Source organism: Kitasatospora sp. NPDC091257 (assembly GCF_044757675.1).
In the GTDB taxonomy this organism is placed as follows: domain Bacteria; phylum Actinomycetota; class Actinomycetes; order Streptomycetales; family Streptomycetaceae; genus Kitasatospora; species Kitasatospora lactacystinica.
The window spans coordinates 1-11,698 of record NZ_JBIVVI010000128.1 but is presented as its reverse complement, the minus strand read 5'-3'; the positions used below and the strand labels follow the sequence as shown (position 1 = coordinate 11,698).

The window sequence follows — 11,698 nt, the reverse complement described above, 5'->3', positions numbered from 1 at the left end:
GGGACTACCTCACCGACGGCACCGAGTGCTTCGCCGTCCGCCACGCCCGGCCCGTCCGGGTCGTGCTGAGCGCCGACGGCGACGAGCACCGCACCCAACTCGCCGCGCCGGTGGGCGTCGAGCCGTTGGTCCCGCCATTGCTTGGGGTCCCGCCGTCGGGGCTGATGACCTCCACCGAACCCACGGCCTCGATCCGCTTGGTGGAGTCGTCGGCCGTCACCGTGAGGCAGATGTTCCGGCTCTTGGTACCCGGCTTCCACGGTGGGAGCCGGAACTCGACCCGCTCGGTCTGCCCGTTGGTCACCTGGACCTGCTGCGAGGCGGGGGTGGCGTACTCCGTACTGCCGCAGTCGGACACCTTGCTGATCACGGCCGTGAAGCCGGTCGTGGTGCTCGACGGGAAGGACAGGCTGATCCGGGCGGTGCGGTCGCTGCCCTGGACGTTCGCCGAGGGCTCGCCGGCGTTCCGGAAGCCGCCCTGGCCCCCCTCGTCCTTGGTCCGCTGGTCGTCCGGCTGCCCCGAGGCGCTGTTCTGACCGGTCTGCCCGGCCTGGGGGGCACCGGCCGAACCGGAGCCGCCACCGCCGCCGCAGGCCGCGAGGGCCGGGAGGAGCAGGGCCGCCGCCAGCCACCGGGCCGCTCGGCGGGTCCGGCCGCCTCCGAAGTGCCGGGTCCCGGGCATGCGTTCTCCCATCCGCGCAACGAGCAGGGGCCGGTCGGCCCGGTCGCACGCTAGCCGTGCGCGGACGTCCCGGCGGGCCCCCGCGCCGCCCCGGGCCGGGGCCGCCACCCGTTCGGCGCAACCCGGACCGGCCCGCCCTGGCATAGAGTCGGGCCGCAACGGACGCACCGTCAGCAGAACGGAAGGACCCGCCCCGTGAGCACGGACACCCGCCCGGTACCGGAGCTGGCCGCCGAGGTCGTCGAGCAGTGGCGGGCCGAGGAGGCCGAGCTCGTCGAGTTGCTGGCCCGGACGCGGCGCGGCGTCGGCGGCATCGCCGCGTTCCGGCTCGGCCCGACGCCGACCGTCCTGGTCACCGACCCGGCCGCCGTGCAGCACGTCCTGGGCCACCACCCGGACCGGTACGTCAAGCGCTCGCACCGCGCCCGGATGCTGGTCGGGGACGGCGTGCTGTCCGCCGCCGGCGACGCCTGGAAGCGTCAACGGCGGCTGCTGCAGTCGCAGTTCACCGGCACCGGGATGCGCCGCTACGAACACCGGATCGCCGCGGCGGCGCGCCGCACCGCCGAGCGCTGGGAGGGGTACCGGCGCACCGGGGAGACGTTCGACGTCGGCGAGGAGATGCGCGGCTTCGCCCTGGACACCGTCTGGCGGGCGCTCACCGGGCAGCCGCTGGACGACCGGACCGACGGCGAACTCCGTTCGGTGGAGCGGGTGGTGGCCGCCATGCCGACGCTGCCGACCAACGCGGCGGACGCCCGGGACGCGGTCGCCACGGACCTCGCCCGGATCGACGCGGTGGCGCACGCGGCGATCGAAGCGGCCCGCTCGGCCGACCCGACCGAGGAGCCCGGGGTACTACGGATGCTGGTCGAGGCGGGCGAGCGGCACCCCGAGTACACCGACCGGCTGATCCGGGACGAGCTGGTCACCCTGCTCGTCGCCGGCCACGAGACCACGGCCACCACGCTCACCTGGCTCTTCCTGCTGCTCGACCGCCACCCCGAGGCCCGGACGGCCGATCCGCAGGCGCTGGTGAGCGAGACGCTGCGGCTCTACCCCTCCGCCTGGCTCCTCCCCCGGCACGCCCTGGAGGACGACGTCGTCGCCGGGTACCGCATCGCCGCCGGGACGGACGTGCTGGTCTGCCCGTACCTCACCCACCGGGACCCGGCGCTGTGGCCCGACCCGGAGCGCTTCGACCCCGCCCGCTTCGCCACCGACGCCGACCGCCCCGGGCAACTCGGCGCCTACTTCCCGTTCGGCCTCGGCGCCCGCGCCTGCCTGGGCACCCGGTTCGCGCTGCGCGAGACCACGGCGCTGCTGGAACTCCTGTTGCCGATGGGGCCGTTGGTGTTCCGTTCGCGGCCGGCGGGGGCGGCGTACAGCATCACCGTACGGCCGGACGGGCCGACGCCGGCGGTGCTGGGCTGAGGCCCCCTACGGTGCGGAGCCGTCCGGCTGCTGGCGCTCCGGCAGCGGGCCGTCCGGCAGCCCGGGCAGGAAGCCGTCGGAGAGCTCCTCGCCCGCCAGGGCGGCGTCGACCCGGGCGCTGATGTGGGCCCGCCGCACCCGTCGGGCGCCGACGGGTCGGGCGGACGGCGCTCGCCTGGAGCCTGACGGCCTTCTTCGGCGTCCAGCCCCTGGTCTTCTATGCGACGCCGGCCTGGCTGCCTACCCTCCTGGTCGAGGCGGGACTGAGCCGCACCGCCGCCGGCACCGACCAGGCCGTGCTGATCCTCGGCCTCGCCGTCGGCGGGTTCCTCGCCCCGACCCTGGCCGCCGCCCGGACCGACCAACGGCCGCACATCCTGGGCGTGGCGGCCGTCTGCGTCCTCGGTCTGCTCGGCCTGGTGCTCGCCCCGGCCGGCGGGGCCCCGCTCTGGGCCGCTGTCCTCGGCATCGGCATGGGCGGCGGACAGGCGCTCGCCGCCGTCCTGTTCGCCCGTCGGGGCACCGACCCGGAACACGTCGCCGCGCTCTCCACCATGGCCCAGACCTGGGGTTACCTGCTCGCCGCCACCGGCCCCGCGCTCGCGTCGGCGCTGCGCACCGCGAGCGGCACCTGGACGGCACCGTTGCTCGCGATGGCCGGCCTGCTGGTAGCCGGCTGCGTCCTCGGCCTGCGGGCGGGGCGGGCTGTCACAAACCCGCGCCGGGATCCGTCGGACAGGTGACCGCACGGTCCACCCACCCGCTCGGAAGAAGAGGAACGCCACCATGAACGCCCGACCGATCACCGCCGAGGTCCCGCTGCGCCCGCGCATGGCCCAGGACCCGGTGGAGCTCGTCCCCGAGATCGCGGAGGTCTCGGCCGCACTGTTCAAGGCCACCGGCAACGGGTCCGTCCCCCGGAGCACCATCAGCCTGGTCCAGCTGCGGGCCGGCCAGATCGCCGGCAGCACCTACCTGACCGTCCTGCACACCGGTTTCCTCCACGCGGCCGGCGAGTCCGAGGAGCGGATCGCCTCGGTCGCCGGCTGGCCGGACTCGCCCTGGTTCACCGCCCCCGAGCGCGCGGCGCTCGCCCTGGTCGAAGCCGTCCTCCGGCCCAGCCCGCACGGCGAGCGGGTGTCGGACGCGCTGTACGCCGAGGTCGCCGGGCACTACGACGACAAGGCGCTGACCACGCTCATGCTCGCCATCGGCCAGGTCAACTTCTTCACCGCCATCGCCCTGGTCGCCAAGCCCGTCCCCGGCCGCTCCTTCACCGACCCCTGGGCCTGACCGGCCCCGCACCCCTGCGGCCCGCCCGGCCGGTCACCGGGCGGGCCGTTCCGGTCGACCGATCACCCGTCCCGGCATAGGCTGATCCGCGCCCGAACGGACTTTCGTCCAATCGTCACGGACTTCCGTCGGGCCGGCGGGCCGACATGCCGGAGGGGGCGTGCCCGCAGCACACGAAGGATCACAGGGGGACAGCGCCATGTCAGGGGAGCGGAAGAACGACCAGCACGACGAGGACGACCGAGATGACCAGTACGACGAGGACGACGGGCGCAGCGGGCACGACGGGCTCCAGCCGCAGGACGGCTACGGCACCCACCGGGAGTACGACGAACTCGCCGACGACGACGTCCGGTACGAGCCGTTCGACGAGGACGAGGCGGAGGACGACGGCGGGGCCCCGCGCGGATCGGCCGCGCGCCGGGTCGTGATGGTGGCGGCCGGCGGGGTGTTCGCCGCTCTGCTGGCGGTCGGCGGCTACGGCGCCTACAACGTGCTGAACGCCGTGACGGACAACGGCCCGTCCGGCGGCCACCAGGGCTCCGGCACCGTGTCGAAGGCCCCGCAGGACCCGCCGACCGCCGAGCAGGCCGAGGCGGCGGCCAAGGAGTTCCTGGCCGCCTGGAGCCGCGGCGACATCGCGGCCGCCGCCGGTCTGACCGACCGGCCGGAGACCGCCCGCGCCGCGCTGACCACGTTCCAGGAGCAGGTGGGCCCCCGCTCGCTCGCCCTGACCGGGACGGGCCGCGCCCAGGCCGACTCGCCGAGCGAACCGGCCCTGGGCTTCCGGGTGAAGGCGGAGTTCGAGGGCACCCCGGACGCCTGGGAGTACGACGGCGTGCTGAGCGTCGTCCGCTCCCAGGACGGCCGGCCCGTGGTGCGCTGGAAGCCGTCCGTGATCCACCCGCAGCTCGCCCAGGGCGGGACCATCGCGGTGAAGGCACTGCCCAACGCCGTCTCCAAGCCCACCGACCGCAAGGGCCGGCCGCTCGACACCTTCCCGTCGCTGCGCGCCGTCCTCCCCCGGATCGCCCCGCCGGACGGCGCCGCCACCGTCACCGGCCGGGCCGTGGTGCTCTCGGGCCCGGGCGGCGGCGGCAGCGAGCCGGAGCAGCTGTTCGTGCTGACCCCGCCGAGCGCCCCGCAGGTCAGGCTCACGCTGGACGCCGACCTGCAGCAGGTGGCCGAGGAGGCGGTCAAGCAGCAGTCGGCGAACGGCAATCCGGCCTCGCTGGTGGCCGTCCAGCCGAGCACCGGGAACATCCTGGCGATGGCGTACGCCCCGCAGGGCGGCTTCAACCGCGCGATCGCGGGCGGCCAGGCGCCCGGCTCGACGATGAAGGTGATCACCGCGGCCGCCCTGCTGGAGGCCGGAGTCGGCCCGGACACCGTGGTGCCGTGCAAGGCCACCACCTACTCCCCGCGCGCCTGGCACAACGACGAGCCCGGCGACTTCCCGTCCTACACGCTCGCCGACGACTTCTCCCACTCCTGCAACACCGGCTTCATCGACAAGGGACTGGAGAAGCTCCAGCCCGGCACCCTGGGCACGGTGGCCCGCGACCAGTTCGGCCTCGGGCTGGAGTGGCACATCGGCGTCCCGAGCCGGGACGCGACCGTCCCGGCGCCCGGCAACAAGGACGAGGCCGCGGCCTCGTACATCGGCCAGGGCCGGATCCAGGCCAACTCGCTGGCGATGGCCTCGGTCGCCGCCACCGTGCAGAGCGGGACGTTCCGCCAGCCCGTGCTGCGCGAGGACGCCAAGCGGGCGACGGCACCCGGCAAGCTCCCGGCCGACGTCGCCCGGGACCTGCGCGCCATGATGGCGAAGACCGCCACCCAGGGCACCGCCCGCACCCCGATGGCCGGCCTGTCCGGCCAGATCGGCGCCAAGACCGGCACCGTCGAGGCCGGCGGCCAGGCCAACAACAGCTGGTTCATCGCCTACCGCGGCGACCTCGCCGTCGCCGCCGAGGTCGAGGGCGGCGGGCACGGCTTCAGCGCGGCGGGCGTGGCCGCGGCCCAGGTACTGAAGGCGGGCGGCAAGGGCTGAGCCGGCCGCCCACGGCCGCCGGCCGGGCCGGGACGGCCGGCGCGCACCGCCCGCGTGCGCTCCGGTGCACGTGCGCGGCGGTGGATTGGAGCAACTGCTGTGGAGCGGAGCGGCGTTCAGGCGGTGCCTTCGCCGTGGATCAGGCGGAGGTCCGGCACGCCGGGGAACGGAGGAGTGTGCTCCGCCTCCCGTTCGGCGATCAGGTCGGCCAGCATCCGGGCGCCCATCGCGCGGAACCCGGCCTTGCGCTCCTCGTCGGCCTCCTCCTCGCCCGGGTAGAGGATGGCGTGGACGGCCCCGTGCTCGTCGTCCCAGGTGTAGCTGCGGTACGGCGGCGGGCCGGGCTCGCCCGCCCCTTCGGCTTCGCCCGTCCCTCCGGTCTCGCACGTCGTTCCGGTCTCGTCCGTCATGGGAACCTCCGGTGGTCGTCCTCGGGTGGTCTTCCGGTATGGGCAACGATTCGGGAGCAAAAAGGGCCCGGCCCCGCCGGCGGCCGTCCGCCGTGCGACGGGACGCGGCGGGCACTCGCGGGCACTCGCGGGCACGCACGGCCGCCGGTGAATCCGGACGGCTTCCGCTGGGCCAACTTCCGTATGCCGACCGTCCACTTAACGGCACGTCAGCGCTTGATAGCGTCGACCGGGACGCCGCGTCACCACGGCGCCGCACCTCCCACGAAACGAGAGAGCGCCACATGGCCCCCAGGACGATCCGCCGAGCCGTCATCCCCGCCGCCGGCCTCGGCTCCCGCCTCCTGCCGCTGACCAAGGCCACGCCGAAGGAGATGCTGCCCGTCGGCGACAAGCCGGTCATCGAGCACACCGTGCGCGAGCTGATCGAGAGCGGCATCACCGACATCACCATCGTCGTGAACGGCGACAAGGGCCTGATCCAGGAGCACTTCCGCCCCAACCCCGTCCTGGTCGAGCAGTTGCGCCGGGACGGCAAGGCGGCCTTCGCGGCGGCGGTCGAGGAGGTCGGCGAGCTGGCCCGCAAGGGCCACATCAGCTACCTCTACCAGCACGGCCCGTACGGCAACGGCACCCCGGTGCTCAACGCCGCCCGCCACTTCGGCGACGAGCCCTGCCTGGTGCTCTGGCCCGACGACGTCTTCGTGGCCGAGGTCCCCCGCGCGCAGCAGCTGATCCGGGCGTACGAGCAGACCAACGCGCCGGTGCTCGCGCTGATGCCGATGGCTCCCGAGGACTCCTACCGCTACGGCGTGCCGGTGGTGAAGGAGGACCTCGGCGGCGGCTCGCTGCGGATCACCGGTCTGGTCGAGAAGCCGAAGCCGGCCGACGCGCCGTCCTCGTACGCGGCGATCGGCGGCTACGTCATCACCCCCGGCATCGTCGACGAGCTGCGCGAACTGACGCTCCGCTGGCACGAGAAGCCCGAGGACGAGGTCTACCTGACCGACGCCATCAATGCCTACGCGGCGCGGCGCGCGGTCTACGGGCAGGTCATCGCCGGCACCTGGTACGACACCGGCAACCCCGCCGCCTACCTGCGCGCCCAGTTCGCCGCGGCGCTCGCCAACCCCGAGTACGGCCCCGATCTGCGCCGGCTCGCCGCGGAGCTCTCCCCGGCCGTCGCCGGCTAGGCGGTACGGCCCGTGCCCGGCGGGGCGCCGCCCACCGGCCGGTGGGCGGCGCCCCGCCGGCCGGCGGTCCGGCAGGTCAGTAGTCCGGCAGGTCGAAGTCGAGGGCGGCCCGGAAGGCCGCTTCCAGCTTCGGGTCGGACTGCCCGAGGTTCGTGACGGTCTCGGACCGGGCCTTCCGGTCCCCGGTCACGTCGAGGATCGCCTGGTTGGCGGCCACGTGGTCGCGCAGCCGCCGCTCGTAGGCGGGGTAGGCCGCACGGTGGTCGCCGTCGGCCGCGCGCAGTTCGCCCGCCAGGACGTAGGCGGCGGTCAGCGCCACGCTGGTGCCCTGGCCGGTGGCCGGGGAGCAGCAGTAGCCGGCGTCGCCGAGCAGGACGACGCGGTCGTTGGACCAGCGGTCCATCCGGATCTGGGCGACGACGTCGTAGTGGAAGGCGTCGGACTCCCGCATCGCCTCCAGGAAGCGCGGCAGCTCCCAGCGCGCGTGGGCGGAGCGCTCGGCCACCAACTGCCGCTGGCGGGCCGGGTCGCGCGGGAGCATGTCGTCGATCGGCTCGTCGCTGTGGAAGCCGACGAAGACGCGCAGTTCGCTGTTGCCGCGGACGGTCATCGCCATGCAGAACCAGTTCGGGTCGTCGCCGTCCCGGTGGGCGATCTCCCAGCGGTCGAGACCGAGGTGGTTGGGCGCGCTCCAGCCGGCGACGTAGGTGTTGATGGGGTGGAGGTAGTCCGCCTCGGGGCCGAAGACGAGGCGCCGGGTGTTCGAGTGCAGGCCGTCGGCGCCGACGACCAGGTCGAAGGAGCGCTCGGTGCCGCCGCGGAACCGGACGTCGACGCCTTCCGGGTGCTGCGCCAGGGTGGCGATCGAGTCGTCGAAGCGGTACTCGACGCCGGGCCCGGCGGTCCCGGCGGTCCCGGCGGTCCCGGCGGTCCCGGCGGTCCCGTCACCCGCGGCGCCACCGTCCGCTCCGGCGATCAGCTCGGCGAGTTCGTCGCGCAGGATCTCCACGTCCGGGCCGCCGATCGGCCCGCCGCTGGCCGTCCACTCGGTGGTGCTGCGCAGCTCGCGGCCGTCCGCGTCGACCACGGACATCCCGCGCAGCCCGGTCCGGCGGGCCCGGACCTCCTCCAGCAGCCCCATCCGCTCGACCACGGTCAGGGCGGTGCCGCGGATGTCCACCGCCTGCCCGCCGCCGCGCAGCGAGGGGGCCCGCTCCACGACCGTGACGCGGAAGCCGTAGCGGTTCAGCCAGTGGGCGAGCGCGGTGCCGGCGATCCCGGCGCCGGAGACCAGGACCGAGGTGGGGCGGGTGCCGGAGTGCGGCCGGATGCTGTTGGACATGGTGACCTCCCGTGGGTTGCTCCGTTTCAACACCAGCGTGGGCCGGGGCACTTGCACCGCGCGGACAGGACGCGGACACGGCGCTGTCACCGCTGACAGGACACCGGCGGCGCGCTGACAGGACGGCGCCCGCTCAAACCTCGGCGGGGCGCCGTGACCGATCGGTGGACGGTGTGTCATGAATCTGCAACAGCGCCCCCACCAGGCGCGATACGAATTGCCCGGGCACCGGACGGCCCGTATGGTGCTCGGACGCCGTCGCGCGGACGGCTCGGGGGACGCACGAGGGGTGAACCATGGCGCAGGGGTCGGGGTACGCGATCCAGGCCGGCGGGGCCGAGGGCCAGGCGAAGGCGCTGGACAAGGCGTCCGGGGACGAGGGCACGATCGGGACGGCGATCAGCGATCCGGTGTGCTACACCGCTGACGTGTTCGGGGGCGAGGACGTCGATCCGGCGTACCAGAACTTCAGCAGCTCCTGGCAGGCGCAGAGCGCGACGATCAAGAGCGCGCTGAGCGAGCTGGCGGGCAAGGTCCGCGGTTCCTCGGCCGGCTACCAGTCGGCCGACGGCGCCGTGGTGAAGGACCTCGTGGCGGCCTCGGGCAGCGGCGGGTACCGGCCCTTCGGCTGAGTCCGGCACACGGGCCGCGGCTGTACGCGCGGCCGAACGCGCGGCTGTACGCGTGTCCGAACGCGCGGCTGTACGCGTGTCCGAACGCGCGGCTTTACGCGCGGCCTGGCGGCCGACGAGGAGCCGACGGGCAGCGGCAGGAACCACACCACGGGCAACGGGAACGGGGCGAACGAGCCGCCATGGCAGGCGAATCCACCACGCAGCGCTGCAAGGCGCTGAGCGACCGGTTGAAGGACGTCCGCGAGGCGGACAGCAAGAACGGGCTGATCTCCGCGATCAAGGGGGCCCTCGCGGTCCACGCGCCGGTCGGGGACCCGGGCACCATCGAGGCCACCGGCAACCGCTACAAGAACGCGGCCGCCGACTCGAACCAGCTGCACCAGGACGTCCTGGCGGTCGCCACCGCCGGGCTGCCGGACGTCTGGACCGGTTCCACGGGGGCGAAGGCCGCCGAGGTGGTGGCCGCCGCGGCCCGCGCCGTCGACGAGCAGACCAGCGCGCTCCACAACGGCGGGATAGCCCTGCTCCACCTCGCGGACGCGCTGCGCAACGCCCAGGGCCAGGACGGCGCCGCGCGGTCCGCGCTCCAGCAGGTGCTGGGCTCGCTGGGCGGTGAGGACGGCTGGTTCGACGACTGGTTCGAGGGCGACGACGAGGAGGCGGCGCGCAAGAAGGCGCAGCAGGCCGCCGTGCCCCAGGTCGACGCGATGCTGAGCGCCGCCAAGCGCGCCGACGAGGCGGCCCGTGCGGCGGCCCGCGACCTGAACAAGCTGGCCTCCGAGGCCCGCGCGGGCAAGATGAAGACCGGTGCGGTCACCGCCGCCGACAAGCTCGTGCTGGCCGAGACCTCCGGTCCGGACGGTCCGACCGAGCTGAACGAGCTGTTGACCGCCAACGACATGAAGCGGTCCGGCGAGTACCTGGACAAGATGAACGAGAAGGACCGGGCGGACTTCGAGAAGCTGCTCGCCGACTCCAAGTCCCCGCAGGAGCGCGCCTATCTGATGAAGGCGCTGGCGGCCGGTCACAACCTGGACGAGATCCGCGCGTTCCAGGGCAAGATCCACGGCAAGGACCCGGAGTGGCTCCGGACGCACCTGACGCCCGTCCACACCGAGGACGACGACACCACCAGCGGCGGGACCAACGGCGACGGTTCCAACAAGAACACGGACGAGGTCACCTTCGACGGCGCCCGCTGGCAGCAGGCAAACACCGAGGGCACCTGCGTCGCCTCCTCCACCGTCACCGCCCGGGCGATGGTCGACCCGCTCTACGCGCTGGACCTGACCGGCGGGCCGACCGGCCAGGAGGACGACCCGGCGGCGTTCCAGCAGCGGCTGCTGGCCGAACAGCACCGGGTGCACCAGGAGGGCGACGGCGGCGACAACTGGGACGGCATGGGGGCGGACGGCAAGGAGAAGGTGCTGGAGAAGGAGGTCAGCCCGCACACCGGCGCCGACTTCGACTACAAGAAGATGCCGAATCCCGACGACCGGCGCGAGCTCCTGCCGGACATCGAGAAGGCGGTCGCCGACGGCAAGCCGGTGCCGGTCGGGGTGGAGGGCTACGACAAGGACGGCAAGCGGTCGGGCCACGCCATGATGATCGTCGGCCAGGAGGGCAACATGCTGCAGATCTACAACCCGTGGGGCACCACCACCTGGGTCAGCGAGGACGACTTCGTCAACGGCCACATGGGCGGCGCCTCAGACAACCGGCTGCCCACCGCCTACGCCGTCCACCTGCCGAAGTGACCGGGACGGTACGGGTGTTCACGAGGATGCCGGTCCGGGCGGTGGCGCTGGCGGCCGTCCTGGCGGCCGGGCTGACGGCCGGGCTGACGGCCTGCGGGCAGGACACGAAGGCCGCGCGGAACGGGCCGGAGCGCGGGCGGGTGCTCGGCGCGGAGGAGCGCTCGGTCGACCTCGCCGTCGGCGAGCGCTTCACGGTCGCCGTCCCGGACAACACCTCGGCCGGCGACCGCTGGAGCGTCGTGGACCCGAGGCCGGACGCAGCCGTCGCCGCCCTGGCCGACGAGCGGCTCGACCTCCCGGGGAAGTCGAAGACCTCGGACGGCGTCGGCGGCACCCGCTTCTACACTTTCGAGGCCAAGGGCCGCGGGACCACCGCCGTCACCCTCCTCAACTGCTTCCGCAGCTACTGCAACCTTCCCGCCCCCAGCGACGAGAACAGGAAACTGGTCGTGCGCAACACCTACACGGTGACGGTCCGATGAGCTCCGACGACCGCTTCCGCCCCAGGACGGACGACGAGCTGCGGCAGCTCGACGTGTCCGCCATGCTCCGCTACGGCCTGGCTTTCGCCGGCCCGCACCGGGCCGCGCTGTTCGGCGAGGGCGCCATCGCGGCCGCGCTGGCCGCCGACCGGCTGGGGGTGCTCCCCCGGTCGCTCGCCTTCCTCGCCGAGGTGGTGCGCAGCGGCGGCGCCCGCTTCGCCGCCGACCTCCCCGAGCCGCTCCCCGGGACGGAACCGGCCCGGCTCGCCCGCGAATGGCTGGGTTCGGCGGCCACCACCGTCACCACCGTCGACGGCGACCAGTTGCTCGCCCGCTGGCTGGAGGCCGTCGCGGAGATCCTGGGACTGCGCCGGGACGTCCGCGGTGGAGCGGGGGGCTGAGGGGCGGCCCGGCCCG

General features: G+C 74.1%; 13 protein-coding genes. 9 read left to right on the top strand and 4 right to left on the bottom strand.

The window, feature by feature from the left end; translation table 11 throughout:
- Nucleotides 1–4 precede the first annotated feature (4 nt).
- Nucleotides 5–682, bottom strand: a complete 678-nt coding sequence (locus ACIQOV_RS08860) for a hypothetical protein (RefSeq protein ID WP_401046514.1) — start codon at nt 680–682, stop codon at nt 5–7.
- A gap of 195 nt (nt 683–877) precedes the next feature.
- On the opposite strand from ACIQOV_RS08860, the gene ACIQOV_RS08855 reads away from it, so the two are divergent.
- A complete protein-coding gene (locus ACIQOV_RS08855) occupies nt 878–2,116 on the top strand; it encodes a cytochrome P450 (RefSeq protein WP_401046510.1) in 1,239 nt (412 codons plus the stop codon).
- A gap of 6 nt (nt 2,117–2,122) precedes the next feature.
- Here ACIQOV_RS08855 and ACIQOV_RS08850 read toward each other — a convergent pair whose 3' ends face one another.
- Nucleotides 2,123–2,254, bottom strand: coding sequence for a hypothetical protein (locus ACIQOV_RS08850; RefSeq protein ID WP_401046507.1), 132 nt, complete (start codon nt 2,252–2,254; stop codon nt 2,123–2,125).
- Between the two features lie 158 nt (nt 2,255–2,412).
- Here ACIQOV_RS08850 and ACIQOV_RS08845 point away from each other — a divergent pair, with 158 nt between their 5' ends.
- The 3 genes from ACIQOV_RS08845 to ACIQOV_RS08835 all read left to right on the top strand — a co-directional run bounded on the left by ACIQOV_RS08845 (nt 2,413) and on the right by ACIQOV_RS08835 (nt 5,462).
- A complete protein-coding gene (locus tag ACIQOV_RS08845) occupies nt 2,413–2,859 on the top strand; it encodes a hypothetical protein (RefSeq protein ID WP_401046505.1) in 447 nt (148 codons plus the stop codon).
- Nucleotides 2,860–2,902: 43 nt separating this feature from the next.
- Nucleotides 2,903–3,409, top strand: a complete 507-nt coding sequence (locus ACIQOV_RS08840; protein ID WP_401046502.1) for a carboxymuconolactone decarboxylase family protein — start codon at nt 2,903–2,905, stop codon at nt 3,407–3,409.
- Between the two features lie 199 nt (nt 3,410–3,608).
- Nucleotides 3,609–5,462 carry a penicillin-binding transpeptidase domain-containing protein gene (locus ACIQOV_RS08835; protein WP_401046500.1) on the top strand — a complete coding sequence of 618 codons (1,854 nt, stop codon included), beginning with the start codon at nt 3,609–3,611 and terminating at the stop codon, nt 5,460–5,462.
- Nucleotides 5,463–5,578: 116 nt separating this feature from the next.
- Here the strand turns inward: ACIQOV_RS08835 and ACIQOV_RS08830 are convergent, their stop codons facing one another.
- Nucleotides 5,579–5,872 (bottom strand): hypothetical protein, encoded by a 294-nt coding sequence (locus ACIQOV_RS08830; RefSeq protein WP_401046497.1) that lies wholly within the window; start codon nt 5,870–5,872, stop codon nt 5,579–5,581.
- A 284-nt stretch (nt 5,873–6,156) separates the two neighbouring features.
- On the opposite strand from ACIQOV_RS08830, the gene ACIQOV_RS08825 reads away from it, so the two are divergent.
- Nucleotides 6,157–7,065, top strand: a complete 909-nt coding sequence (locus ACIQOV_RS08825; protein WP_380545143.1) for a UTP--glucose-1-phosphate uridylyltransferase — start codon at nt 6,157–6,159, stop codon at nt 7,063–7,065.
- A gap of 76 nt (nt 7,066–7,141) precedes the next feature.
- On the opposite strand, the gene ACIQOV_RS08820 is transcribed toward ACIQOV_RS08825, so the two are convergent.
- A complete protein-coding gene (locus ACIQOV_RS08820) occupies nt 7,142–8,407 on the bottom strand; it encodes an FAD-dependent monooxygenase (RefSeq protein WP_401046494.1) in 1,266 nt (421 codons plus the stop codon).
- Nucleotides 8,408–8,703: 296 nt separating this feature from the next.
- Here ACIQOV_RS08820 and ACIQOV_RS08815 point away from each other — a divergent pair, with 296 nt between their 5' ends.
- The 4 genes from ACIQOV_RS08815 (at nt 8,704) to ACIQOV_RS08800 (ending at nt 11,682) form a co-directional block, all read left to right on the top strand.
- Nucleotides 8,704–9,039 (top strand): hypothetical protein, encoded by a 336-nt coding sequence (locus ACIQOV_RS08815; protein ID WP_359914846.1) that lies wholly within the window; start codon nt 8,704–8,706, stop codon nt 9,037–9,039.
- 182 nt (nt 9,040–9,221) lie between these two features.
- Nucleotides 9,222–10,799, top strand: coding sequence for a peptidoglycan-binding protein (locus tag ACIQOV_RS08810; RefSeq protein WP_401046491.1), 1,578 nt, complete (start codon nt 9,222–9,224; stop codon nt 10,797–10,799).
- A gap of 14 nt (nt 10,800–10,813) precedes the next feature.
- Entirely contained in the window at nt 10,814–11,281 is a 468-nt protein-coding gene (locus ACIQOV_RS08805; RefSeq protein ID WP_401046489.1) for a protease inhibitor I42 family protein, read from the top strand.
- Nucleotides 11,278–11,682 (top strand): hypothetical protein, encoded by a 405-nt coding sequence (locus tag ACIQOV_RS08800; protein WP_401046487.1) that lies wholly within the window; start codon nt 11,278–11,280, stop codon nt 11,680–11,682. Before ACIQOV_RS08805 ends, ACIQOV_RS08800 begins: the two co-directional genes overlap by 4 nt.
- The last annotated feature ends 16 nt before the right edge of the window (nt 11,683–11,698 follow it).

Excerpts from the sequence above, each read along its gene's own strand:
- ACIQOV_RS08840 (WP_401046502.1), top strand. The coding sequence starts at position 2,903 with ATGAACGCCCGACCGATCACCGCCGAGGTCCCGCTGCGCCCGCGCATG.
- ACIQOV_RS08860 (WP_401046514.1), bottom strand. The coding sequence starts at position 682 with ATGCCCGGGACCCGGCACTTCGGAGGCGGCCGGACCCGCCGAGCGGCC.
- ACIQOV_RS08815 (WP_359914846.1), top strand. The coding sequence starts at position 8,704 with ATGGCGCAGGGGTCGGGGTACGCGATCCAGGCCGGCGGGGCCGAGGGC.
- ACIQOV_RS08800 (WP_401046487.1), top strand. The coding sequence starts at position 11,278 with ATGAGCTCCGACGACCGCTTCCGCCCCAGGACGGACGACGAGCTGCGG.
- ACIQOV_RS08830 (WP_401046497.1), bottom strand. The coding sequence starts at position 5,872 with ATGACGGACGAGACCGGAACGACGTGCGAGACCGGAGGGACGGGCGAA.
- ACIQOV_RS08810 (WP_401046491.1), top strand. The coding sequence starts at position 9,222 with ATGGCAGGCGAATCCACCACGCAGCGCTGCAAGGCGCTGAGCGACCGG.
- ACIQOV_RS08820 (WP_401046494.1), bottom strand. The coding sequence starts at position 8,407 with ATGTCCAACAGCATCCGGCCGCACTCCGGCACCCGCCCCACCTCGGTC.
- ACIQOV_RS08835 (WP_401046500.1), top strand. The coding sequence starts at position 3,609 with ATGTCAGGGGAGCGGAAGAACGACCAGCACGACGAGGACGACCGAGAT.
- ACIQOV_RS08825 (WP_380545143.1), top strand. The coding sequence starts at position 6,157 with ATGGCCCCCAGGACGATCCGCCGAGCCGTCATCCCCGCCGCCGGCCTC.